Consider the following 22,232-nt stretch of genomic DNA (forward strand, 5'->3'; position numbering starts at 1 on the left):
CGGTGAGAGCTGAATACGGAGGCCACTGTGGACATCGATCTCGGACTTCTGCGGACCGTCGAGCGCGAGAAGGAGATCCCCTTCGACGAGCTCGTCCGGATCATCGAGCAGGCGATCCTGACCGCCTACGCCAAGCACACCTCGCCCTCCGGCGAGCTGCCCGAGGGCGCTCGTGCGGAACTGGACCGCAAGACGGGCCACGTGGCCGTGTACATCCCCCTCCGCGACGACGAAGGCGCCGTCATCGGCGAGGAGGAGTCGACCCCCGAGGACTTCGGCAGGATCGCCGCCTTCGCGGCCAAGCAGGTCATCAGCCAGCGCCTGCGCGACATCGCCGACGACGCGGTGCTCGGAGAGTTCCGCGGCAAGGAGGGCGACATCGTCGCGGGTGTCGTGCAGCAGGGGCCGAACCCGCGCATGGTGCACGTGGATCTCGGCACGGTCGAGGCGATCCTGCCGCCCGAGGAGCAGGTGCCCGGTGAGGACTACGCGCACGGCTCGCGTCTGCGCGTGTACGTCACGTCGGTCGCCAAGGGTGCCAAGGGGCCGTCGATCACGGTCTCTCGCACGCACCCGGGCCTGGTGCGCAAGCTGTTCGCGCTCGAGGTCCCCGAGATCCCGGCGGGCCTCGTCGAGATCGTGTCGCTGGCACGCGAGGCGGGCCACCGCACCAAGATCGCCGTCAAGGCCAACGATCCGTCGATCAACGCCAAGGGCGCGTGCATCGGCGAGCTGGGCCGTCGTGTGCGGGCCGTGACCGAGGAGCTCGGCGGCGAGAAGATCGACATCGTCGACTACGACCCGGAGCTTGCGAAGTTCGTCGCCAACGCGCTGTCGCCCGCGAAGGTGACCTCCAGCTTCGTGCTGGATGCCTCCAGCAAGGCAGTGCGGGCGCTGGTGCCCGACTACCAGCTGTCCCTGGCGATCGGCAAGGAGGGGCAGAACGCCCGCCTGGCGGCCAAGCTCACCGGCGCCAAGATCGACATCCAGCCCGACTCGATCCTCGAAGAGGGCTGAGGCTCGCTCCCCGGCGGCGCTGGCTCCCGGCCCTGAGGTGTACCATGGAAGCCGTACGAACGTGCGTCGGATGCCGCACGCGTGCTCCCCGGTCCACCCTCCTCAGGGTGGTCTCCATCGATTCCGTCCTCGTCCCCGACGAGCGCGCGTCGATGCCCGGACGAGGCGCGTGGGTGCACGAGACGCAGGAATGCGTGGATGCCGCCATCCGGCGCCGCGCGTTCGTGCGGGCATTGCGTGTGTCAGGCCCGCTTGACACGCAGACCATCGAAGAGCACATCCAGCGAAAAGGCTGAACGGCTATGGAAACAAAGTGAACGGCTCGAAATGAGTTCCGTCCGCGAATAACGGTCTGCCCTGTCTGGGTGGACCCAGACAGGAGAATTTGTGGCTGCCAAACCACGCGTGCACGAGATCGCTTCCGAGCTCGGCGTCGACAGCAAGGTCGCGCTCGAGAAGCTGAAGGCCCTCGGCGAATACGTCAAGAGCCCCTCGTCGACCATCGAGCCCCCCGTGGCTCGCAAACTCCGCGCCGCCCTCGAGGCAGATGGCGCGGCGAAGCCGGCTGACGCACCCGCAAAGCCGGCCGCTGCCACCTCGGCAGCAAAACCGGCATCGCCCGCGGCACGTCCCGGCCCGGCCGCCAAGCCCGGTCCGGCTCGTCCGGCCGCGCGGTCGGCTCCGGCACCGGCCGCCCCCGCGGCCCAGGCGCCCGCGGCCCCCGAAGCTGCTGCCCCGGCCGCCAAGGCGCCGGCTGCTCCTGCGACGCCCGGCGCCCCCAAGCCCGGTCCCGCCACGGGAGCGCCGCAGCCGCCGCGACCCGGTGGCACGCCTCGCCCCGGCAACAACCCCTTCGCGTCGCAGCAGGGCATGGGCCAGCGCCCCGCCGGGCCTCGCCCCGGCAACAACCCGTTCGCTTCGGCGCAGGGCATGGGCCAGCGTCCGACGCCCGGCAACATCCCGCGTCCGCAGGCGCCGCGCCCCGGCGCCCCGCGTCCTGGCGCTCCGCGTCCGGGCGGCGCGGGTCGCCCCGGTGGCGGCGGTCGTCCTGGGGCACCGTTCCAGCAGCGTCCCGGCGGCCCCGGCCGTCCGGGTGGCGCCGGCGGCGGCTTCCAGCGTCCCGGTGGCGGGGGAGCGCCCGGTGGGGGCTTCGCCGGTCGACCCGGCGGTGGCGGCGGTCGTGGCCGTGGCCCCGGCGGTGGTACCGCGGGTGCCTTCGGCAAGGGCGGCGGCAAGTCGAAGCAGCGCAAGTCGCGTCGCGCGAAGCGGCAGGAGTTCGAGATGCGGTCGGCGCCGGTCGTCGGCGGCGTCAACGTCCAGAAGGGCAACGGCGAGATCATCCGCCTGCGCCGCGGCGCGTCGATCGCGGACTTCGCCGACAAGCTCGAGGCGCTGCGCGGCTACACCGTGCAGCCCGGCACGCTCGTCACGATCCTCTTCAACCTCGGCGAGATGGCCACGGCCACCGAGTCGCTCGATGAGGCGACGTTCGAGGTGCTCGGCGCCGAGCTCGGCTACAAGATCCAGATGGTCTCACCCGAGGACGAGGACAAGGAGCTCCTGGAGGGCTTCGGTCTCGACCTCGAGGCCGAGCTGGAGGCGGAGAACGAGGAAGACCTCGAGATCCGGCCCCCGGTCGTGACCGTCATGGGTCACGTCGACCACGGTAAGACGCGACTGCTCGACGCCATCCGCCAGACCAACGTGGTCGCGGGCGAGGCCGGCGGCATCACGCAGCACATCGGTGCCTACCAGGTCTGGACCGAGCACGACGGCATCGAGCGTGCGATCACCTTCATCGACACTCCGGGTCACGAGGCGTTCACCGCCATGCGTGCCCGCGGTGCGCAGGTGACCGACATCGCGATCCTCGTGGTCGCCGCCGACGACGGCATCATGCCGCAGACGGTGGAGGCGCTGAACCACGCCCAGGCGGCGAACGTGCCGATCGTGGTCGCGGTGAACAAGGTCGACAAGCCCGAGGCCAACCCGGCCAAGGTGCGCCAGCAGCTCACCGAGTACGGTCTGGTCGCCGAGGAGTACGGCGGCGACGTGATGTTCGTGGATGTCTCGGCTCGCCAGAACACCGGCATCCAGGAGCTCCTCGACGCGGTGCTGCTCACCGCCGACGCGGGCCTGGACCTCACGGCCAACCCGAACAAGGACGCCCGCGGCGTCGCGATCGAGGCGAAGCTCGACAAGGGCCGCGGCTCGGTGGCCACCGTGCTCATCCAGTCGGGAACGCTGCGCGTCGGCGATGCGATCGTGGCCGGCACGGCCTACGGCCGCGTGCGCGCCATGATCGACGAGAACGGCGACCCGGTCGAGGAGGCCGCGCCGTCCCGGCCCGTGCAGGTGCAGGGTCTGAACTCGGTGCCCCGCGCCGGTGACACGTTCATCGTCACGGAGGAGGACCGCACCGCTCGCCAGATCGCCGAGAAGCGAGAGGCCGCTGAGCGCAACGCGCAGCTGGCCAAGGCCCGCAAGCGCATCTCGCTCGAGGACTTCACCCGCGCTCTGGAAGAGGGCAAGGTCGAGTCGCTCAACCTCATCATCAAGGGCGACGTGTCGGGTGCCGTCGAGGCGCTCGAGGAGTCGCTGCTCAAGATCGAGGTCGACGAGTCGGTCCAGCTGCGGATCATCCACCGCGGTGTGGGTGCGATCACCGAGTCCGACATCAACCTGGCGACGATCGACAACGCCATCGTCATCGGCTTCAACGTCCGTCCCGACACGAAGGCGCGCGAGCGTGCCGCCCGCGAGGGTGTGGATGTCCGCTTCTACTCGGTCATCTACAACGCGATCGACGACGTCGAGCAGTCGCTCAAGGGCCTGCTCAAGCCGGAGTACGAAGAGGTCCAGTCGGGCGTGGCCGAGATCCGCGAGGTGTTCCGCTCCTCGAAGTTCGGCAACATCGCCGGTGTCATCGTCCGCTCGGGCACGATCACGCGCAACGCCAAGGCGCGCGTCATCCGCGACGGCGTCGTGATCGCCGACGGTCTGGCGATCGAGTCGCTGCGCCGCTTCAAGGACGACGTCACCGAGGTCCGCACGGACTTCGAGGCGGGTATCGGCCTCGGCAAGTACAACGACATCCAGGTGGGCGACGAGATCGAGACCACCGAGATGGTCGAGAAGCCCCGCGCATAAGTCGCGGACGTGAGGGACGCCCCATGCGGGCGTCCCTCACGCTTCGAAAGGAGTAACCATGCCCTCGGAACGTCAAGCGCGCCTGGCCGACCGCATCCGCGTGCTCATCGCGGAACGCCTCGAGAAGGGTCTTCGCGACCCGCGCCTGGGCTTCGTCACCATCACCGATGTGCGGGTGACCGGAGACCTGCAGCACGCGTCCGTGTTCTACACGGTCCTCGGCTCCGAGGAGGAGCGCGAGGGGTCTGCGGCGGCCCTGAAGGCGGCGACCGGGATGCTGCGCAGTGAGGTGGGACGCAAGCTCGGCGTGCGGCTCACCCCGACGCTGGAGTTCATCCTCGACGCGATCCCGGAGAACGCCGGTCACATCGAGGACCTGCTGCGCGAGGCGCGCGAGCGCGATGCGGCCGTCGCCGGGATCGCCTCCACCGCCACGTACGCCGGTGAGGCGGACCCCTACCTCAAGCCGCGGGAGTCCGACGAAGAGGACTGACGCGTCCTCTGCAGAACGCCACGAGCGCGGCGTCCGCCGTCGGCGCTCAGGACGGCAGCCGCAGCATGCCTTCGACGGCCTCGGCGAGACCGTCCGCGATCAGCGAGTCGATGGCGCGATCGCGCTGTCGCGCGTCCGGCCAGTCCGGCACGACGTGCGCCAGCGCGACCGCGTGGGTCCCGGCATCCCGCAGTGTCTTCAACACCGCACCACGCGCCTGCCGGTCGCTGCCCTCGTACCGGGCCTGCCTGCGCCGCTCGTCACCGGTGTCGGGGTACCCCGCCGCGCGCCAGGCGCATCGATCGCTCAGCGGACATACTCCGCAGCGGGGGTTGCGGGCGACGCAGACGGTGGCTCCGAGTTCCATCGCGGCGGCGTTGACCACGGCCGCCGTGGCGCGCTCGTCCGGAAGGATCGCCGCCATGGCCTCGAGGTCGCGCCGCGACGGTGGCCCGGGCTGCGACCTGCCGTCCACCGCGCGTGCCAGCACGCGACGGGTGTTCGTGTCGACGACCGAATGCCGGTCGCCGTATGCGAAGACCGCCACAGCACGTGCGGTGTAATCGCCGATGCCGGTGAGCGCGAGGAGGGCGTCGACGTCACGCGGCACGACCCCGTCGTGCAGGTCGCGGATCTCGACCGCGGCCCGGTGCAGCCACAGCGCGCGACGCGGATAGCCGAGGTTCGCCCACTGGCGGACGGCATCCGCCGGCGTCGCCGCTGCGAGGTCGTTGGGTGTGGGCCATCGCTCCAGCCACGCGTCCAGGTGCGGGATGACGCGGTTCACGGGCGTCTGCTGCAGCATGAACTCGCTCACGAGCGTGCCCCACGCGCCGAATCCCGGCCGCCGCCACGGCAGATCCCGGGCGTTGGAGCGGTACCACGTAACGAGCGGAGTCGCCAGATCGGGCACGCGCTCCAGCCTAAGCCGCCGGCGGGCGAGCCCCGGCATCACGACGTCATCACGATCGCCGCGCCAACTCTGGACGTGATGCCTCCGCCCCATAGCGTATGGGGAGACAGCCGAGAGGAATCGATATGCGACTGTGGACGTCCGTCACCGTGTTGGCACTTTCCGCCTTGGTGCTCAGTGGTTGTGCGGGCGCGACGGCGAGCACCAGCCCGTCAACCTCGGCTCCTTCCATATCAGCGGAGCCGACGCCCACGGAGTCGTCCACGCCGAGCCCGACGCGTTCCGCAGACCCGGACGACCCTTCGACCTGGACCATCACGAACGAAGGCATGGGTCCGGTCACTCTCGGCATGCCGTTCTCCGAAGCACGAGCCACCATGCCGCACGGGACGACGAACGACCCGGAGAGGTGCGGATGGCTGGCATGGTGGAACTCGCCCGGCGAGCAGTACAACGTCTATGCGGCCGGGTCAGCAGAAGCACCGGATGCCGGACCGGTCACGTTGGTGGCGGCCGAGGAGTGGGCCGATCCGACGTCAGCGCCCGGGCCGCGGACGGCCGAGGGCATTGGCATCGGGTCGACGGTGGACGAGGTCCGCGCAGCGTATCCCGAAGTGAGCGAGATCTCCGACAGCGTCGATTCGAGCATGGTCCACCTCCGAGTCGGGCAAATGTTCTTCACCTACCGCGAGGAGCCCGTGATCCGCTCCGTGACCGTGACCACCGCGGACCTGCCGCCGTACGAGCTGTGCGGCTGAGCGGGACATTCCGGCGCGGTGGCGCGCCGTAGGCTGGAGGCATGCGCCTTCCCGTCACGCCGACCACGACGCTGTGGCGCGAGCTGCGTGACGAGGTGCGCCGGCGGTACCGTGCCGGGCGTGTCATCGTGGCGGTGGACGGGCTGGACGGCGCAGGCAAGACCGTGTTCGCCGACGGCTTGGCCGACGTGTTCGCCGAGGCCGGCGACGCGGTGTTCCGGGCGGGGATCGACGGCTTCCATCGGCCGCGCGCCGAGCGGTACGTTCGCGGCCGGCGTGATCCCGAGGGCTTCTACCGGGACTCCTACGACTACGCGACCTTCCGGCGTGTGCTCATCGACCCGTTCCGCGACGGCGCGCAGACCGCGGGGACGACCGGCTTCCAGCTCGCCGTCTTCGATGTGGCGCGCGACGCGCCCATCGACTCCCAGTGGGTGACTGCCCCGCGGGATGCGGTGCTGGTGGTCGACGGCATCTTCCTGCACCGCCGGGAGCTGCGGGAGCTGTGGGATTGGTCGGTATGGCTGGACGTGCCGGTGGAGATCGCGGCGCGGCGACTGGCGCTGCGCGACGGCTCCGACCCCGACCCGGAGGCGCCCTCGAACGCGCGCTACCGGCAGGGGCAGGAGCTGTACCTGCGCGAAGCCCACCCCCGGGACGCGGCATCCGTCGTCGTGGACAACTCGGACCTCGCCCACCCGCGCATCATCGGGCGCAACTGATGGCGGCCCCGGGACTCCTGCTCGTCGACAAGCCGGGCGGCATCACCTCGCACGACGTCGTCGCGCGCGCCCGTCGAGCTCTCGGCACACGCAAGATCGGCCACGCCGGAACCCTCGACCCGATGGCCACCGGGCTGCTCGTGCTGGGCGTCGAAGGGGCCACGCGCCTGCTGACGTTCATCGTCGGTCTTGACAAGACGTACACCGCCACCATCCGCCTGGGCATGGCGACCGCCACAGACGACGCCGAGGGCGCCGTGGTCTCGTCGACGGATGCCTCGCTGCTCGACTCCGCTGCGATCGAGACCGCCGTCGCGGCTCTGACCGGCAGGATCTCGCAGGTGCCGAGCACCTTCTCGGCGATCAAGGTGGGCGGACGGCGCGCATACGACCTGGCGCGAGCCGGCGAGGACGTCGAGCTGCGAGCCCGCGACGTCACCGTGTCGCGATTCGAGGTCCTCACGGAGCGTCGGAGTCCGATCTCCGCGGAAGCAGGCGTCGTCGACCTCGATGTGGTCGTCGAGTGCTCCAGCGGCACCTACATCCGCTCGCTGGCCCGCGATCTCGGTTCCGCGCTCGGAGTCGGCGGCCACCTGACCGCGCTGCGCCGCACCCGGATCGGCCCGTTCGACGTCGCCGACGGGGTGGAGGTCGGCGCGCTCGACGGCGCCCGACTGCTCGACCCCGCGGCCTCGGCGGCAGCCGTCCTCGGCCGCTTGGACGTCACCGCCGACGAAGCGCGGGACCTTCGTCACGGCAAGCGTCTCCTCGGCGCCGCATCCCGCCTCGGAACGAATCCGACCGCGGCGATCGACCCGGCCGGTGTGCTGGTGGGCGTCGTGGAGCGGCGCGGAGCCGACGTGAAGAGCGTCATGAACATGCCCGAGGAGCCCCGATGATCCTGTGGTTCACGATCGCCCAGGTCGTCGTCGCGGTCGCGGCCGGCCTGTTCTGCCTCATCGCGGGGTTGGCGGGTCGTCGTCCGAGCGACTGGACGGTCGGATCGCTCGCGCTCGTGGAGCTGCTGCTGCTGGCGCAGGTCGTCATCGCGATCGTCGCGCCGTTCGTCGGCAACCCGCCCTCTGGAAGCCTTCTGGAGTTCTGGGTCTATCTGGTCTCGGCCGTACTGCTGCCGTTCGCGGCTGTCGCCTGGGCCCTGCTCGAGCGCAGTCGATGGAGCACCGTGATCATGGGCGTCGCCGCGCTGTCGATCGCAGTCATGATCTGGCGCATGCAGGTGATCTGGACGATCCAGGTGGCGTGAGCCTGCGTCGGCTCGCGGATGCCGGAAGGAGAGGCATCCCGATCTGCGGCGATACCGGGGCGCTGGCACGAAATAGACTCGTGGAGTTATGTCGTCGCCCGCCCGTCCCCGCATGACCGGCATCGGCCGTGTGCTTGTGATCGTCTACGCGATCATGGCGCTCGGCGCCACCGGTCGCTCCTTCGTGCAGATCGTCGAGCGCTTCGACGAGGCACCCTTGGCCTATACGCTGTCGGCGCTGTCCGCCGTGGTGTACATCGTCGCCACGCTCGCGCTGGTGTTCGCGGGTCGCCGCGGCTGGTATGTCGTGGCCTGGGTGGCCATCGGCTTCGAACTCGTCGGGGTGCTGCTCATCGGCACCCTCAGCCTCGTGATGCCCGACCTGTTCGCCCACCCGACGGTGTGGTCCTGGTACGGCATGGGCTACGTCTTCGTTCCGCTGGTACTGCCCTTCCTCGGCCTGTGGTGGCTGGCGACGCACCGTCCCGGGGCGCGGGTGCACGCCGAACGGCCTGCGGCGGTGGCGTCGTGATCGTCTTCCGCGATCCGCGCGACGTGCCGGCCGGCTTCGGCCCGTCCGTGGTCGCGATCGGCAAGTTCGACGGCGTCCACTCGGGTCACCGCGCGGTCATCGACCGAGCGCGGGTGGATGCCGCGGCGGCGGGCGCACGCGTGGTCGCCGTCACGTTCGACCGCAATCCGCTCGCACTGCTGCGGCCCGAGATCTGCCCCGACAGCCTCGTGGGAGTGGACCAGAAGCTGCGCCTGCTCGCAGACGCCGGCGTGGACGCCACGCTCATGCTCACGTTCGATCGGGCCCTGGCCGACCTCGAGGCGCGGGCGTTCGTCGAGCACGTGCTGGTGGGTGCGCTGGGTGTGCGCATCGTCCTCGTCGGCGCGGACTTCCGGTTCGGCAAGGGCGGTGCGGGCAGCCCCGAGCTGCTGCGCGAGCTGGGCGCCGAGTTCGGATTCGACGTCGACGTCATCGACGACGTGCGAGCGATCGACGAGGGGCGGCGGGTCTCGTCCACGTGGGTGCGCGAGCTGCTGGACGCCGGAGACGTCGCCGGTGCCGCGCGACTGCTGGGTCGTCCGCACGCAGTACGCGGCGAGGTCGTCCACGGGCTCAAGCGCGGACGCCAGCTGGGATTCCCGACAGCGAACCTCTCCGCGAGCCTGGAGGGCTTCGTTCCCGCGGAAGGCGTCTACGCCGGATGGCTCATCGACGAGGGCGGGCAGGAGGCGGCCTCCGAGCCGCGCAGCAGCGTGCGTTACCCCGCTGCGATCAGCGTGGGCACCAACCCCACGTTCGACGACGTCGACGTGCGGCAGGTCGAGGCCTACGTCCTGGACGAGACCGACCTCGATCTGTACGGCCACGTCGTCGAGATCGAGTTCGTCTCGCGTATCCGGGGCATGGTCGCGTTCGACGACGTCGACGCGCTCATCGTCCAGATGACCGACGACATCCAGCGGGTCCGGGCGTCCCTCGCCTGACGGACACGACGGGGTCTTCACCGCGATCCGGCCCCACGCGGGCTTGACGCGTCTGGGCGCGATGCTCATATGAGCAAACTCTGTGCAGATGTTGCCGGTCCTTCGCGGGCGTGTCAGGCTGGACGTGACGACGGAGGGAGGATCGTGGACGCCGTCGACGAGCTTCTTTCGATTCGGGCCGCCGAGCTGTACTACGAAGAGAACCTCACGCAGGAGGAGATCGGCCGCAGCCTTCAGATCACGCGCTGGAAGGTCGGGCGCCTTCTCACCCAGGCGAAGGAAGAGGGCTTCGTCCGCATCGAGATCGTGCACTCACGGGCGCGACGACCTCAGCTCGAGCGTCGTCTGCGCGAAGAGCGCGGTCTGACCGACGCCGTCGTCGTCTCGCGCGCCGGGGTGCGCAGCGACGACGAGCTGCTGCGTCGTGTGGCGCAGGCCGCCGCCGACTACCTCACGACTCTGCGTCCGAGCCCCCGCGTGCTCGGCGTCAGCTGGGGGCGCACCCTGGCCGAGGTCGCACACCACCTGCGCGAGGGCTGGTCGTCGGGAACGGACGTCGTCCAGATCAACGGCGGCGTCAGCATGAGCCCGCGGCCGGGGACGGCCGCGGCGACGGCGGTCAGCATCGCGCAGAAGGGCGGGGGGAGCGCGGCGCTGCTGTCCAGCCCGGCGATCCTCGAGCACCGCGCCACCAAGGAGGCCATCGAGGCCGACCGGGTTGTGGCCCGTGTGCTCGACCTCGCCCGCTCGGCGGACGCGTACCTGTTCAGCGCCGGCGCCGCCGATCATGGTTCGGTCCACGTCGACAGCGGCTACCTCACGCCCGCCGACATCGACCGGCTGGTCCGCGCGGGCGCGGTGGGCGACGTCGTCGGGCGCTACATCGACAGCCGGGGGCGCGTCGTCGACGAGGTCCTCGACGCGCGGACCGTCGGACTGTCGCTTGACGAGCTCCGTCGTGCCGACGTCGCCATCGCCGCCATCGCGGGAGAACCGAAGCGCCCGATCGCCGCCGCGGTGGTGGCATCCGGGCTGTGCTCCGTGCTCGTGACAGACGAGTCGACGGCGCGACACCTGCTCGACGACTGAACGGCCATCGTCGAGGCATCCTCACACATCCAACGAAAGCCAGGTCAGGACATGTCAGGCACTTCCATCGTGACGCTGCCCGAGCGGGCGGTCGAGCTGCTGGGCGGGCAGCCCGACGACACGACGTTGCGGCGCTACCTCCACGGGCTCCCCGGCGTGGACGCCGTCGGACTGGAGCAGCGCGCTGCGGCGCTGGGCACCCGTTCGATCAAGACGACGTCGAAGGCGTGGGCCCTCGACAAGATCATCGGGCTCATCGACCTCACCACGCTCGAGGGCGCCGACACGCCCGGAAAGGTGCGCTCGCTCGTGGCGAAGGCGCTGAACCCGGATGCGGGCGATCCCACCACGCCGCGGGTCGCCGCGGTGTGCGTGTACGGCGACATGGTGCCGTATGCGGTGGAGGCGCTGGGGTCGGCGCACGGCGACCCCGACGAAGGCGGGGTGAGCGTCGCGGCCGTCGCCACCGCGTTCCCCAGCGGGCGCGCGTCGCTCGACGTCAAGCTCGCCGACACCGCCGAAGCGGTCGCGCACGGCGCCGACGAGATCGACATGGTGATCGATCGCGGCGCGTTCCTCGCGGGTCGTTACGGGCAGGTGTTCGACCAGATCGCCCGGGTCAAGCAGGCGTGCCGGCGCGCTGACGGCACGTACGCGTCGCTCAAGGTGATCCTCGAGACCGGCGAGCTCAACACCTACGACAACGTCAAGCGCGCCTCGTGGCTGGCGATCCTCGCCGGCGGGGACTTCATCAAGACCTCGACGGGCAAGGTGCAGCCGGCTGCGACGCTGCCGGTCACGCTCCTCATGCTCGAAGTCGTGCGCGACTGGCACCGGGCGACCGGAGAGAAGGTCGGCGTGAAACCCGCCGGCGGCATCCGCACCTCGAAGGACGCGATCAAGTACCTCGTGACGGTCGCCGAGACCGTCGGCGAGGAGTGGCTGCAGCCCCACCTGTTCCGGTACGGGGCGTCCAGCCTTCTCAACGACGTGCTGCTGCAGCGCCAGAAACTGAAGTCCGGACACTATTCCGGCGCCGACTACGTGACGATCGACTGAGCTGGGAAACAGAACATGAGCTTCCTCGAATACGCGCCGGCCCCCGAGTCGCGCGCGATCCTCAACCTCAAGTCCGAGTACGGGCTGTTCATCGACGGCGAGTTCCGCGACGGCTCGGGCGAGTCGTTCGCGACGATCTCTCCCGCCGACGAGAAGCACATCGCGACCATCGCGTCCGCGACCGAGGCAGACGTCGACGCCGCAGTCGCCGCGGCCCGCCGTGCCTACGACAGGGTGTGGTCGAAGATGAGCGGCCGCGACCGCGGCAAGTACCTCTTCCGCATCGCGCGTCTGGTTCAGGAGCGGGCGCGAGAGCTCGCCGTGGCCGAGAGTCTCGACAACGGCAAGCCGATCAAGGAGAGCCGCGACGTCGACGTGCCCCTGGTGGCCGCCTGGTTCTTCTATTACGCCGGCTGGGCCGACAAGCTCGAGTACGCCGGACTCGGTGCCGCCCCCCGCTCGCTCGGCGTGGCCGGTCAGGTGATCCCGTGGAACTTCCCGCTCCTCATGCTCGCGTGGAAGATCGCTCCGGCCCTCGCGGCGGGGAACACGGTGGTGCTCAAGCCTGCCGAGACCACGCCGCTCTCCGCGCTCATCTTCGCGGAGATCCTGCAGCAGGCCGACCTTCCGCCGGGCGTCGTCAACATCGTCACCGGGGCCGGCGTGACCGGGGCGGCCGTGGTGCGGCATCCCGACGTGAACAAGGTCGCGTTCACCGGCTCGACGGCTGTGGGACGTGAGATCGCGAAGGCGGTGGCCGGGACCGACAAGAAGCTCACTCTCGAACTCGGCGGCAAGGCCGCGAACATCGTGTTCGAGGACGCTCCGATCGACCAGGCCATCGAGGGCATCGTCAACGGCATCTTCTTCAACCAGGGCCACGTCTGCTGCGCCGGAAGCCGGCTGCTCGTGCAGGAGTCCATCCATGACGAGGTCGTCGACCGGCTCAAGGACCGCCTCTCGACCTTGCGGCTCGGGGACCCGCTCGACAAGAACACCGACATCGGTGCCATCAACTCGCGCGAACAGCTGGACCGCATCCGCGAGCTCAGCCGCATCGGCGAGGAGGAAGGCGCGGACCGCTGGAGCGCCGACTGCGTCATCCCCGACAACGGCTTCTGGTTCGCCCCGACGATCTTCACGAACGTGCAGGCCAGTCACCGGATCGCGCGCGACGAGATCTTCGGGCCTGTCCTGTCGGTGCTGACCTTCCGCACGCCGGCCGAGGCCATCGAGAAGGCCAACAACACGCCGTACGGCCTGTCGGCGGGCATCTGGTCCGACAAGGGCTCTCGGATCCTCGCGGTAGCCGACAAGCTGCGCGCCGGTGTCGTGTGGGCGAACACGTTCAACCGATTCGACCCGTCGTCGCCGTTCGGAGGGTACAAGGAGTCCGGCTACGGTCGCGAGGGCGGCCGGCACGGGCTGGCGGCGTACCTCAAGGATGGCTCCGCCGCTTCCCGGTCGTTCATCGAGCGAGGAACGAGCGAGACGAAACGCGACGCCGGCCGCTCGAAGAAGGAGGTGTCGGCGTGAGCGCTCGTCTGGCCGTGCCCAAGACCTACAAGCTCTACATCGGCGGCGCGTTCCCGCGCAGCGAGTCGGGTCGCACCTACGAGGTGACCACCCCGAAGGGCGCATTCCTCGCCAACGCCGCGCTCGCGTCGCGCAAGGACGCGCGGGATGCCGTCGTCGCAGCGCGCGGCGCGGTGAAGGGCTGGTCCGGGGCCACCGCGTACAACCGCGGACAGGTGCTCTATCGGGTGGCCGAGATCCTCGAGGGCCGCCGGGCGCAGTTCGTCGACGAGATCACGCAGCAGACCGGCGTGTCGGCGGCGGCCGCAGGAGCCGAGGTCGACGAAGCCATCGACCGCTGGGTCTGGTACGCCGGCTGGTGCGACAAGTTCGGCCAGGTGGCAGGCAACGGCAACCCCGTCGCGGGCCCGTACTTCAACATCTCGGTGCCCGAGCCGACCGGCGTGGTCGGTGTCATCGCCCCGCAGGACACGGCGCTCGTGGGCCTGGTCTCGGCGATCGCCCCGGCACTGGTGACCGGCAATTCGGTCGTCGTGGTCGCGTCGCAGCGCTTCCCGCTTTCTGCGATCTCGCTCGCCGAGGTGCTGGCCACCAGCGACCTGCCCGGAGGAGTGGTCAACGTGCTGACGGGCTCGCCCGCCGAGATCGCGCCGTGGCTCGCGTCGCATCCGGACGTGCACGCGCTGGACCTCGTCGGGGCGGGCGACCTCGATTGGGTCGACCTGCAGATCGCCGCTGCCGACACGCTCACCCGCGTCTTGCCGCCCGAGAACGGACCGGATGCCGCGGCCCCGAGCCTCGCCCGCATCACCGCGTTCACCGAGACCAAGACCGTCTGGCACACCAAGAGCCTGGTCTGACCCGCATCCGGCGCTCGGGGCGTTTCGTCTCGCTTCGCTCGCTCAACGACCGGGTCCGGGTTCCGGTCGTTGAGCGAGGGAGCGTCAGCGACCGAGACGAAACGCCTCGCGCTCGATCGGGTCAGGATTCCGGTCGTTGAGCGAGGGAGCGCCAGCGACCGAGACGAAACGCGCTGCACCGGGGCCGGAGTTCAGGGGCTCCGGTCGGGACGAACGCGCTGCACCCGACGCTTGGGGCGTTTCGTCTCGCTTCGCTCGCTCAACGACCGGGTTCGAGGCATCGGGCTTCCGGTCGTTGAGCGAGGGAGCGCCAGCGACCGAGACGAAACGTCCTGCACCGGGCGCTCCGGGCGTTTCGTCTCGCTTCGCTCGCTCAACGACCGAGACGAAACGCGCTGCACCGGGCGCTCCGGGCGTTTCGTCTCGCTTCGCTCGCTCAACGACCGGGGCCGGAGTTCAGGGGCTCCGGGGCGGGACGAGACGCCTTGCACCCGGCGCACGCCGTGCGCTCTTCAGGCGAGCTCGAGCCCGCCCCATTCGCCGGGACGCGTCAACTCGCCGTAGTGCACATCGACGTCGTGGGCAGTGACCGAGGCGACGCACGCCAGCAGTGACAGCGTCGGGTACCCGTACGGGCGGTTGTCGCGGATGATGGCGCTGTCGTCCGTGGGCGGCAGCGCAGCGGAGCGCTCGAGCACCCCGAGCCACGGGGTCCACCATGGTCCATCGGTCGCCGGCCCGGCCACCTGGAACTCGGGCAGCCACCGTGCGATGCGCGGGGTGCCGCTGTCGTCGACGTCGTCGTGCGCGATCATGTGGGTGCCGGGCTCGAGTTCGACAGCGCGCAGGGCGGCGCCGTCCCACGTCAGGACGCGCGCGTGCGCACCGTCGACCTCCACGAGGTTGAAGCCGTGCGTACGCGGGTCGCCGGTGGGGGAGCGGCCGGCGACGGAGTCGAGAACGATGCCCCCGCGGGAGACGAGCTCGGACTCGGGACGCGCCGACTCGTCGGCCCGGTTCAGCAGCACCGCGAGCCTGCCGGTCGACGGCTCGGCGGCGAGCCACGCGCCGCCCGCGCGCACGTCGCGCACACCGACGACGCCCTCGTGCGGTTCAGGCCACCAGCGCCCGAGGGGGTTCCATGGCCGCTGCGGGTCTTCGTCGCGGATCGCGAGCACGCGCGTGGGCTGGTCGGCCGAGTCGGGGACGCGGATCACGACGGTGCACATGCGGGTCTCCTCGAAGGGCGGGTCGGACGAGTGGCCGGGGTGTCGGGCTGTCGTGCCAAGATCGGAGGGTGTTCGTCGTGGTCGGGGTCACCGGTGGCATCGCCGCCTACAAGACGGTGCAGCTCGTGCGCCTGCTCGTCAAGACGGGGCACGAAGTGCACGTCGTCCCGACGGACGACGCGCTGCGGTTCGTGGGGACGCCGACCTGGGAGGCGATCAGCCGCCATCCGGTCACCACCTCCGTACACGACGACGTCGCACGAGTGCGACACGTCGCGCTCGGCCAGGCCGCCGACCTCATGATCGTCGCACCCGCGACGGCGAACACCCTGGCGAAGATGACCGCAGGACTGGCGGACGACCTCCTCGGAACGACCCTACTCGCCACCACGGCACCGGTCGTCGTGGCCCCCGCGATGCACACCGAGATGTGGCGGCATCCGGCGACCGCGCACAATATGGCGACGCTGCGCGAACGCGGTGTCATCGTGGTCGGTCCCGAGGAGGGGGAGCTCACCGGCGGCGACAGCGGGCCAGGTCGGATGTCCGAGCCCGAGACGATCCTCGACGTCGCGCTCGCCGCCGCCGGCGGTCCGCGCGGCGACCTCAGCGGCCTGCGCGTCGTCGTCAGCGCCGGTGGAACGAGAGAGCCGATCGACCCGGTCCGCTACATCGGGAATCGCTCCAGCGGGCGGCAGGGCGTGGCCGTCGCCCTCGCCGCCGCGCACCGGGGAGCGGAGGTCGTGCTGGTCGCCGCGCATGTCGACGACGGCGTGCTGGCCGAGGCGTCGGCACACCCCGGTGTGCGGGTGGTGCGTGCCGGCACGGCCGCTGAACTGGGCGCCGCCGTCCGAGCGCACACCGACGCGGACGTGATCGTGATGGCGGCGGCCGTGGCCGATTACCGCGTGGCCGAGGTGTCTGAGCTCAAGCGCTCCAAGGAGGGCGCATCCGACGGCGCGATCACGCTCGACCTCGTCGAGAACGAAGACATCCTCGCAAGTCTGGTGAAGGGGAAACGCGGGGGGCAGACGGTCGTCGGCTTCGCGGCCGAGACGCCGGGAGACGGTGAGACACTGCTCGACCGCGGGCGGCGTAAAGCCGCGCGCAAAGGTGCCGACCTGCTGGCACTCAACGAGGTCGGGTGGGCGAAGGGGTTCGAGGCATCCGACAACGCGGTCACGGTCGTCGATGCTGTGGGGACGGTCGTCATCGAGCGGCGCGGAACCAAGCGCGACGTGGCCGAAGCGCTCTGGGACGCGGTTCTCACGGTCCGGCAGAATAAGTAACGAAACCATAACGGTCGCATGTAGAGTGGTGCGCACCGCGTCGACGAGGACGCGGCTGCACGACCCGGAGGACATGCCCGATGCCCCGTTCCGCGGCATCCGATCGCGCCCGCGACCGGATCCACGCCCTTGCCGTCATGTGCGTCCTCGCCGCGGCCAGCCTACTGATCGCCGTGCTCGGCGCGTCTCCCGCTCGCGTCAGCTCCCGAGAACTCATGGGTGATACCCGCGCCCCCGGCGAGCCCGCCTTCGTCGCCAGCCATCGGGGAGGGGCCGCTACCGCGCCCGAGAACACCCTTCCCGCGGTGACGGCCGCGCTGGCCGCCGGGTTCGATTACGTCGAGGTCGACGTGGCCCTTACTGCCGACGGTCATGCGGTGCTCATGCACGACAAGACGGTCGACCGCACCACGGACGGGCACGGGCGTCTGGCCTCTCTGACGCTTGCCCAGGTGCGCGCGCTCGACGCGGGCGCCTGGTTCGACCCCGCCTACGCCGGCACCGCGGTCCCGACCTTCGAGGAGTTCCTCGACACGCTGGCGGGATCGCGCGGCCGGGCGATCGTCGAGCTGAAGGGCATGTGGGATGCCGCAGCCGTGAGCGCGGCGGTGACCGCGGTGCATGACCGCGGGCTCGACAGGCGCATCGTGCTCGCGAGCTTCGACGGGCGCACGCTCGCGCTCGCGGCGGCGCAGTCCCGTGTCGTCTCCCGGCTGCTCATCCTCAAGCAGCTTCCGGCCGACGTCGTGAGCGCCGTGCGTGAGGCGGGCGCACGCGGCGTCGTGGTGAGTCGCAAGGCGGTGCTCGCGCGCCCCGGGATCGTCGACGAGCTGCACGCCGCAGGTGCGCGCCTGGTCGTCTATACCCTCAATGACGACGCTCAGTGGGACGCCGTCACGGCTCTCGGCGTCGACGGCATCGTCACCGACGACCCGCACACGCTGTCGGAATGGCAGAGCGCCGACGGCGACCGGTGAGAGGTGGCGCCGGCGCGGCGTGGCCCCCGGCATCCGCACCCCATGGTGGTTAGGGTCGGAAGCGCATCGCCTCGACGGCGGCGATGCCGAGCGAGAGGTGTGTCGTGCGAATGCGTGGGCGGAACCCGATGAGGCAGGTCGTGATCGGGTGCGTGGCATTGGCGGCGGTGGCGCTGCTCGCGACCGGCTGTCGTCCCGAGCCCGCCGCCACGCCCTCGACCACTCCGTCCGTGACCGACAAGGGCCCCACCCCTGGGCCCTCGGTCTCGCCGGTCGAGACTGAGAAGCCACAGGCGGACTTCGACGTCCCTGCCGCCTGTGAAGACATCTATTCGGCCGCGATGCTGGCTCAACTCCAGTCGGGCAATCCGCCGCTGAACGACCCCGGCGTCACGATGCTGTCGACCGAGAACGCCGACCTCCTCGAGATCATCCACAGCGGCGCCCCGACGCTGCGCTGCTCGTGGGGCAAGCCCAGCGAGTACGGGCTCGCGACGAACGTCACCGCCATCGACGCCGACCAGGCCGCGGCGGTCCTCGCCGCGCTGCCGGCTGCGGGCTTTGGCTGCGAGGCGATGGGCGACGGCACGGTCTGCCGCATCGAGCAGAAGGGCGTGACGCTCGACGACGAGGAATACACGCGCGGCGAGACGCATTACATCGGGGACGGTGGGCTGGTCACGACGGCGTGGATCAACTTCGCGCCCGAGGGCTACACCGAAGACGTCGTCTCCACCGTGTGGGGCTGACGGCAGTCGCGTCCGGCCGGGGTTGATGCCGTCGTGCCTCAGGACACGCGTCATCGTCATCCCTTTCCGTGAAGGCGGTGGCGTCCCGTAGAATGAGGGGCGGGGAATCCGCTGACGACGTCGCAGCTCGCAGAAGCGAGTGCCCGCGACCGCCGGCGCCACCCTCGGTCTCACGTTCGTGACGGCGCCCGCGCCGTCCCCGGGAGCACGCACAACCATCGGTGTCATCCGATCCTCGCCGGTCCCGATCCGGCACTCACGCTCAGGAGGAGCATGCCGACCACGGCACCCGCCCAGGCGGCGCAGCGTCGCCGCAAGTCCTCGTCCGCGCGCCGCGACGACGAGGCCCCCATCATCCCGATCCTCGCCCGGAAGGTGCGCGAGGTCGAGGCCAAGGCCCAGCGAGGCAAGCTGGGCCCGACCAACCGCGTCAAGTTCCAGGTGATCGCGTTCCTCGTGCGCGAGGAGCGCGCCCGCGTGAAGAACGACGGCGAACTCACGGATGCCGCCCGCGCCGAGCTGCTGAAGCGGCTCGACGGCGTCGCCACCATCCTCGCCAAGACCGCTGCCCGCGACACGTCGCTGATCCAGCTGCTCGAGGTGGACCAGGCGACCTCGCCGGTGGCCCGCCGGATGCGCCGCGACTGGCTGCTGGAGTCAGGCGCCGAGCTGCCGCCGGACGAGCTCATCATCACCGATGTCGCGCCCGTGGCCGCCCCGGTCGTTCCCGCCGCGCTCGCCGAGCGCCAGGTGGTGCCGCCCCAGGTCGAGGCGCGGCGCGAGGCCAACCCGTTCCTCGCCCCCGACCTCTCGGTCCGCGCGCCCAGAGAGACGCCGCGCCGCCGGCTAGACAGCTGGGAGCTCATGGGCCCGCTGTACAAGGCGTTCGAGACCGGCGCGGGCGGCGGCAGCGCCACCATGGAGCTTCCGCCGGTGCCCGAGTTCGACCGGCTCTCACCCAAGGGGCTCGAGATCATGCCGCACCAGTCCCGGTTCCTCGAGGCGGTGCGCGCGGGTCATCGCACCTTCCTGCTCGCCGACGAGCCGGGCCTCGGCAAGACGGCGGAGTCCGTCTTGGCGGCATCCGTCGCGAACGCGTATCCGCTCCTGGCGGTGGTTCCCAACGTCGTCAAGATGAACTGGGCTCGCGAGGTCGAACGGTGGACGCCGCAGCGGCGCGCCACGGTCATCCAGGGCGACGGTGAAGACATCGACGCCTTCGCCGACGTCTTCATCGTCAACTACGAGATCCTCGATCGTCACCTCTCGTGGCTCAGCTCGATCGGTCTCAAGGGGCTGGTGGTCGACGAGGCTCATTTCATCAAGAACCTCTCGTCGCAGCGCTCGCAGAACGTTCTGGCACTGGCCACCCGCATCCGCGAGCAGGTGCGCAACCCACTGCTGCTCGCCCTCACCGGCACGCCGCTCATCAACGATGTCGAGGACTTCGACGCGATCTGGCGGTTCCTCGGCTGGACCAACGGCGAGAAGCCCGGGCCGGTGCTCATGGAGAAGCTGGATGACACCGGCCTCACACCCGCCGACAAGGCCTTCTACCCCGAGGCGCGCGACGCGGTCATCTCGATGGGCATCGTGCGACGCAAGAAGAAGGATGTCGCGGCCGACCTGCCCGACAAGCTCATCGCCGATCTGCCGGTGGAGCTGGACGACGAGTTCGGCCGTTCGATCCGCCAGGCCGAGCGCGAGCTCGGCGAGCGGCTGGCGGCCAAGTACCGGCGCATCATCGAGGCGCGCGGCGACCGCGGGCTCGCGCCCGGCGAGGTCGACTCCGACATCGTGCGGCTGGTCGCCCACAACGAGCTCGAGGAGTCCAAGGCCGCCGGCACGGGCTCCGAGAACGTCTTCACGATGGTCCGGAAGATCGGCCAGGCCAAGGCGGTGCTCGCCGCCGACTATGCGGTGCAGCTGCAGCGATCGGTCGGCAAGGTCGTCTTCTTCGCCAAGCACATCGACGTCATGGACACCGCCGAGGCGCATTTCGCCGCCGCCGGGCTCAAGACCGTCTCGCTGCGCGGCGACCAGGCGACTTCGGCGAGACAGCAGGCGATCGATGCCTTCAACAACGACCCCGACGTCGGCATCGCGGTCTGTTCGCTGACCGCCGCCGGCGTCGGCGTGAACATGCAGGCGTCGTCGAACGTGGTGCTCGCCGAGCTGTCGTGGACCGCCGCTGAGCAGACGCAGGCCATCGACCGCGTCCACCGCATCGGCCAGGACGAGCCCGTGACGGCATGGCGCATCATCGCCGCGCACACGATCGACACGAAGATCGCCGAGCTCATCGACTCCAAGCAGGGGCTCGCGGCCCGCGCGCTCGACGGCGAGGCCGTCGACCCGCAGTCCAGCGACTCCGTGCAGCTGTCGGCGCTCATGCACCTGCTGCGTCAGGCGCTGGGCGACGCGTAAGACGATGCGAACGGGGCGGTCCGGATCCGGACCGCCCCGTTCGCCGTCTCGGGCAGGGGGCCCGAGGCTCGCTAGGGTGGCGAGGTGACCCTCGACCCCGACCTGCTCGTGCAGGGCCCGCGCGGCCGAAGGCTCTGCCTCGAATACGCCCTTGCCTGTGCCCACCGTTCCGGCACGCAGGCCGGGACGGATGCGGCGACCACCGTCTTCTGGGCCGCCCGCGAGTACGACGGGGAGGCCGGCGGCACGGTGGTGTTCATCCGGTCAGGTCCCGACGGCGATCAGGATCTCTCCCAGCCCGCTGGGCGCACGGCAGCCGACGCGTCGGCGGCGCTCGACACTATTCCGGTGGCCGTTCCCACGGCGGCGGAATTGCGCGACGCGCTGGCGATGTCGGTGGACACGGCGATGTACTGGCAACCGCCCGACGGTGCCGACCGGCTGTGCGCGGCCGGCCAGATGACCGCGGCCTTGCGACGCGTCGCGGCGGTCATCGCCGCCGCGCCTGACGCACAGTGGTGGGCCGAGCCCGTCGCGACAGACGACCAGTGGTCTGTTCCCTGGGACGGCGACGGCCGGATGCCGGACGATGTGCATGCCGACCTGCGACTCTGGCGCGAGCGCACGCTCGCCGACGACAGCCGTGCGGCGGCCGAGCGTCCCGAAGACCCCAGGGCCGCCTGGAGCGGCGCGTGGTGGTCGATGCCACCGAACGGCCTCGTGCACACGACCCGTGCGCTCGGGGCGGACGGTCCCGCCGGCCTGTGGTTCGTCGAGGACTCCCTGGGCTGGGAGGCGGCGGTCGCAACACCCGTCGACACCTCCCCGGCGCGCGTCATCGAGATCGACGGAGCCGAGGACTGGGCGCAGCTGTGTCGGCGGCATCCGTTGGAGGTCACGGCATCGCGACGACACGACTGGTACCGCGTCACGGACAGGGACGGCACCTGGGTCATTCCCGACTGGACGACGGTCGCCCTCGAGGCGGACGGCGTGCACCTGACGGTGCGCGGCTACCTCGCGGCGGCCACCCGGCTGATCGACCTGGGCGATGGCCGAGCATCGGTGCTCGCCGGGTGGGGCCCCGATGTGACGTACTGGTTCCGGGGCGTGTCTCCGCGGCCCGTCGACGCCCAGCAGTGGTCCCGCGAGGCCGACGGGTGGAGTCGCGGAGGGCCACCGACCTGAGCCGGCCGCCGGCGG

21 protein-coding genes are annotated in these 22,232 nt (G+C 70.6%); 19 read left to right on the forward strand and 2 right to left on the reverse strand.

Translation table 11 applies throughout. The annotated features are described in order from the left end of the window. Positions 1 to 27: 27 nt before the first annotated feature. From nusA to rbfA, 4 genes are all read left to right on the forward strand, one after another. Positions 28 to 1,017 (forward strand): transcription termination factor NusA, encoded by a 990-nt coding sequence (gene nusA, locus C9992_RS13600; RefSeq protein ID WP_106816157.1) that lies wholly within the window; start codon positions 28 to 30, stop codon positions 1,015 to 1,017. 107 nt (positions 1,018 to 1,124) lie between these two features. Further along, positions 1,125 to 1,313 (forward strand): YlxR family protein, encoded by a 189-nt coding sequence (locus C9992_RS13605; protein ID WP_235008230.1) that lies wholly within the window; start codon positions 1,125 to 1,127, stop codon positions 1,311 to 1,313. A gap of 91 nt (positions 1,314 to 1,404) precedes the next feature. Beyond that, entirely contained in the window at positions 1,405 to 4,167 is a 2,763-nt protein-coding gene (gene infB, locus C9992_RS13610; protein ID WP_235008231.1) for a translation initiation factor IF-2, read from the forward strand. 58 nt (positions 4,168 to 4,225) lie between these two features. Next, the gene (gene rbfA, locus C9992_RS13615) at positions 4,226 to 4,660 is read left to right on the forward strand and encodes a 30S ribosome-binding factor RbfA (RefSeq protein ID WP_106816162.1); all 435 of its coding nucleotides are present in this window, start codon (positions 4,226 to 4,228) and stop codon (positions 4,658 to 4,660) included. Positions 4,661 to 4,706: 46 nt separating this feature from the next. Here the strand turns inward: rbfA and C9992_RS13620 are convergent, their stop codons facing one another. Further along, the gene (locus tag C9992_RS13620; protein WP_106816164.1) at positions 4,707 to 5,573 is read right to left on the reverse strand and encodes an HhH-GPD family protein; all 867 of its coding nucleotides are present in this window, start codon (positions 5,571 to 5,573) and stop codon (positions 4,707 to 4,709) included. Between the two features lie 329 nt (positions 5,574 to 5,902). Between C9992_RS13620 and C9992_RS13625 the strand changes: the two genes are divergently transcribed. The 10 genes from C9992_RS13625 to C9992_RS13670 all read left to right on the forward strand — a co-directional run bounded on the left by C9992_RS13625 (position 5,903) and on the right by C9992_RS13670 (position 14,358). Then, positions 5,903 to 6,331, forward strand: coding sequence for a hypothetical protein (locus tag C9992_RS13625; RefSeq protein ID WP_160150892.1), 429 nt, complete (start codon positions 5,903 to 5,905; stop codon positions 6,329 to 6,331). Between the two features lie 41 nt (positions 6,332 to 6,372). Next, positions 6,373 to 7,053 carry a nucleoside/nucleotide kinase family protein gene (locus C9992_RS13630; RefSeq protein WP_106816167.1) on the forward strand — a complete coding sequence of 227 codons (681 nt, stop codon included), beginning with the start codon at positions 6,373 to 6,375 and terminating at the stop codon, positions 7,051 to 7,053. Continuing rightward, a complete protein-coding gene (gene truB / locus C9992_RS13635; protein WP_106816168.1) occupies positions 7,053 to 7,952 on the forward strand; it encodes a tRNA pseudouridine(55) synthase TruB in 900 nt (299 codons plus the stop codon). The genes C9992_RS13630 and truB overlap by 1 nt, the downstream gene beginning before the upstream one ends. Then, positions 7,949 to 8,317 carry a hypothetical protein gene (locus tag C9992_RS13640; protein WP_106816169.1) on the forward strand — a complete coding sequence of 123 codons (369 nt, stop codon included), beginning with the start codon at positions 7,949 to 7,951 and terminating at the stop codon, positions 8,315 to 8,317. Before truB ends, C9992_RS13640 begins: the two co-directional genes overlap by 4 nt. 88 nt (positions 8,318 to 8,405) lie before the next feature. Further along, complete coding sequence (locus C9992_RS13645) at positions 8,406 to 8,849, forward strand: hypothetical protein (protein ID WP_106816171.1); 444 nt, start codon at positions 8,406 to 8,408, stop codon at positions 8,847 to 8,849. Further along, positions 8,846 to 9,814 carry a bifunctional riboflavin kinase/FAD synthetase gene (locus C9992_RS13650; protein WP_106816172.1) on the forward strand — a complete coding sequence of 323 codons (969 nt, stop codon included), beginning with the start codon at positions 8,846 to 8,848 and terminating at the stop codon, positions 9,812 to 9,814. Before C9992_RS13645 ends, C9992_RS13650 begins: the two co-directional genes overlap by 4 nt. Positions 9,815 to 9,958: 144 nt before the next feature. Next, the gene (locus tag C9992_RS13655) at positions 9,959 to 10,903 is read left to right on the forward strand and encodes a sugar-binding transcriptional regulator (protein ID WP_106816174.1); all 945 of its coding nucleotides are present in this window, start codon (positions 9,959 to 9,961) and stop codon (positions 10,901 to 10,903) included. Between the two features lie 51 nt (positions 10,904 to 10,954). Next, the gene (gene deoC, locus C9992_RS13660; protein WP_106816176.1) at positions 10,955 to 11,962 is read left to right on the forward strand and encodes a deoxyribose-phosphate aldolase; all 1,008 of its coding nucleotides are present in this window, start codon (positions 10,955 to 10,957) and stop codon (positions 11,960 to 11,962) included. 15 nt (positions 11,963 to 11,977) lie between these two features. Beyond that, positions 11,978 to 13,498, forward strand: a complete 1,521-nt coding sequence (locus C9992_RS13665; RefSeq protein ID WP_235008232.1) for an aldehyde dehydrogenase family protein — start codon at positions 11,978 to 11,980, stop codon at positions 13,496 to 13,498. Further along, entirely contained in the window at positions 13,495 to 14,358 is an 864-nt protein-coding gene (locus C9992_RS13670) for an aldehyde dehydrogenase family protein (RefSeq protein ID WP_106816177.1), read from the forward strand. Before C9992_RS13665 ends, C9992_RS13670 begins: the two co-directional genes overlap by 4 nt. A 512-nt stretch (positions 14,359 to 14,870) precedes the next feature. Here C9992_RS13670 and C9992_RS13675 read toward each other — a convergent pair. Then, positions 14,871 to 15,587 carry an NRDE family protein gene (locus C9992_RS13675; RefSeq protein ID WP_106816179.1) on the reverse strand — a complete coding sequence of 239 codons (717 nt, stop codon included), beginning with the start codon at positions 15,585 to 15,587 and terminating at the stop codon, positions 14,871 to 14,873. A gap of 68 nt (positions 15,588 to 15,655) precedes the next feature. Between C9992_RS13675 and coaBC the strand changes: the two genes are divergently transcribed. The 5 genes from coaBC (at position 15,656) to C9992_RS13700 (ending at position 22,217) form a co-directional block, all read left to right on the forward strand. Beyond that, positions 15,656 to 16,876, forward strand: a complete 1,221-nt coding sequence (gene coaBC, locus C9992_RS13680) for a bifunctional phosphopantothenoylcysteine decarboxylase/phosphopantothenate--cysteine ligase CoaBC (protein ID WP_106816180.1) — start codon at positions 15,656 to 15,658, stop codon at positions 16,874 to 16,876. Between the two features lie 80 nt (positions 16,877 to 16,956). Continuing rightward, positions 16,957 to 17,853: a glycerophosphodiester phosphodiesterase gene (locus tag C9992_RS13685; RefSeq protein WP_106816181.1), complete on the forward strand. Its 897-nt coding sequence runs from the start codon at positions 16,957 to 16,959 to the stop codon at positions 17,851 to 17,853. A 128-nt stretch (positions 17,854 to 17,981) separates the two neighbouring features. Next, a complete protein-coding gene (locus C9992_RS13690) occupies positions 17,982 to 18,602 on the forward strand; it encodes a hypothetical protein (protein WP_235008233.1) in 621 nt (206 codons plus the stop codon). Between the two features lie 273 nt (positions 18,603 to 18,875). Then, positions 18,876 to 21,029 (forward strand): DEAD/DEAH box helicase, encoded by a 2,154-nt coding sequence (locus C9992_RS13695; protein WP_106816183.1) that lies wholly within the window; start codon positions 18,876 to 18,878, stop codon positions 21,027 to 21,029. 84 nt (positions 21,030 to 21,113) lie between these two features. Beyond that, complete coding sequence (locus C9992_RS13700; protein ID WP_106816184.1) at positions 21,114 to 22,217, forward strand: hypothetical protein; 1,104 nt, start codon at positions 21,114 to 21,116, stop codon at positions 22,215 to 22,217. The last annotated feature ends 15 nt before the right edge of the window (positions 22,218 to 22,232 follow it).

Source organism: Microbacterium timonense (assembly GCF_900292075.1).
GTDB lineage: Bacteria > Actinomycetota > Actinomycetes > Actinomycetales > Microbacteriaceae > Microbacterium > Microbacterium timonense.

What these genes read in the sequence shown, in the direction of transcription:
- rbfA (WP_106816162.1), top strand. Translation starts at nt 4,226, where the DNA reads ATGCCCTCGGAACGTCAAGCGCGCCTGGCCGACCGCATCCGCGTGCTC.
- C9992_RS13625 (WP_160150892.1), top strand. Translation starts at nt 5,903, where the DNA reads ATGGGTCCGGTCACTCTCGGCATGCCGTTCTCCGAAGCACGAGCCACC.
- C9992_RS13630 (WP_106816167.1), top strand. Translation starts at nt 6,373, where the DNA reads ATGCGCCTTCCCGTCACGCCGACCACGACGCTGTGGCGCGAGCTGCGT.
- truB (WP_106816168.1), top strand. Translation starts at nt 7,053, where the DNA reads ATGGCGGCCCCGGGACTCCTGCTCGTCGACAAGCCGGGCGGCATCACC.
- C9992_RS13640 (WP_106816169.1), top strand. Translation starts at nt 7,949, where the DNA reads ATGATCCTGTGGTTCACGATCGCCCAGGTCGTCGTCGCGGTCGCGGCC.
- C9992_RS13645 (WP_106816171.1), top strand. Translation starts at nt 8,406, where the DNA reads ATGTCGTCGCCCGCCCGTCCCCGCATGACCGGCATCGGCCGTGTGCTT.
- deoC (WP_106816176.1), top strand. Translation starts at nt 10,955, where the DNA reads ATGTCAGGCACTTCCATCGTGACGCTGCCCGAGCGGGCGGTCGAGCTG.
- C9992_RS13665 (WP_235008232.1), top strand. Translation starts at nt 11,978, where the DNA reads ATGAGCTTCCTCGAATACGCGCCGGCCCCCGAGTCGCGCGCGATCCTC.
- C9992_RS13675 (WP_106816179.1), bottom strand. Translation starts at nt 15,587, where the DNA reads ATGTGCACCGTCGTGATCCGCGTCCCCGACTCGGCCGACCAGCCCACG.
- C9992_RS13685 (WP_106816181.1), top strand. Translation starts at nt 16,957, where the DNA reads ATGCCCCGTTCCGCGGCATCCGATCGCGCCCGCGACCGGATCCACGCC.
- C9992_RS13690 (WP_235008233.1), top strand. Translation starts at nt 17,982, where the DNA reads ATGAGGCAGGTCGTGATCGGGTGCGTGGCATTGGCGGCGGTGGCGCTG.
- C9992_RS13695 (WP_106816183.1), top strand. Translation starts at nt 18,876, where the DNA reads ATGCCGACCACGGCACCCGCCCAGGCGGCGCAGCGTCGCCGCAAGTCC.